The organism is Delftia sp. WSY_22 (assembly GCF_043104185.1).
In the GTDB taxonomy this organism is placed as follows: Bacteria; Pseudomonadota; Gammaproteobacteria; order Burkholderiales; family Burkholderiaceae_C; genus Comamonas; species Comamonas tsuruhatensis.
This window is the reverse complement of sequence record NZ_JBICKN010000058.1, coordinates 1-369: the sequence shown is the minus strand read 5'-3', so window position 1 is coordinate 369 and position 369 is coordinate 1. Positions and strand designations below refer to the sequence as shown.

Genomic DNA, 369 nt, shown 5'->3' with positions numbered 1-369 from the left:
GCCTCCCACCTATCCTACACAGATCCGTTCAAAATCCAATACAAAGCTACAGTAAAGGTTCATGGGGTCTTTCCGTCTTTCCGCGGGGAGATTGCATCATCACAAACATTTCAACTTCGCTGAGTCTCTGGAGGAGACAGTGTGGCCATCGTTACGCCATTCGTGCAGGTCGGAACTTACCCGACAAGGAATTTCGCTACCTTAGGACCGTTATAGTTACGGCCGCCGTTTACTGGGACTTCAATCAAGAGCTTGCACCCCATCATTTAATCTTCCAGCACCGGGCAGGCGTCACACCCTATACGTCCACTTTCGTGTTTGCAGAGTGCTGTGTTTTTATTAAACAGTCGCAGCCACCGATTTTTTGCA

Annotated in this window: 1 rRNA gene; it reads right to left on the bottom strand. The window is 49.1% G+C overall.

The features are described from left to right. A 23S ribosomal RNA gene (locus ACF8NF_RS25715) occupies positions 1-369 on the bottom strand; the annotation flags it as partial.